Source organism: Achromobacter sp. 1011791174, assembly GCF_059760925.1.
In genome coordinates, this window is the sequence record NZ_JCBANH010000214.1 from 1 (window position 1) to 300 (window position 300).

Here is a 300-nt window from a genome sequence, read left to right on the forward strand (position 1 = left end):
TCAGCTTGCCCGGGTCATACGGCTTGAAGGTCTTGTAATCGTTATGGTTGCCCGACACCCGGTTCGGGATCGTCACCGTCGCCCCAACCCGCAGGTCGCGGTCGCTGGCAAGACCATTGGCCTCGGCCACCAGGAACCACAGGCGGCTGTCGCCATAGGCCTGCTGCGCGATGGTCTGCAGCGTGTCGCCCGGCTGGATCCGGTACGAACCCGGACTGGCCTGCGGGTTGCCGCCGTCGATGGGACGGAAGGACGGCGAGAAGTCGTCCGCGCCCACCGTCGGGCCGGTCGTGCCCAGCA

General features: G+C 67.7%; 1 protein-coding gene. It reads right to left on the reverse strand.

Features of this window, described 5'->3' with window-relative positions; translation table 11 throughout:
* Window positions 1-300, reverse strand: a 300-nt coding sequence (locus tag AC6LJ5_RS30365; RefSeq protein WP_498142459.1) for a LysM peptidoglycan-binding domain-containing protein, incomplete at both ends; no start/stop codon positions are given.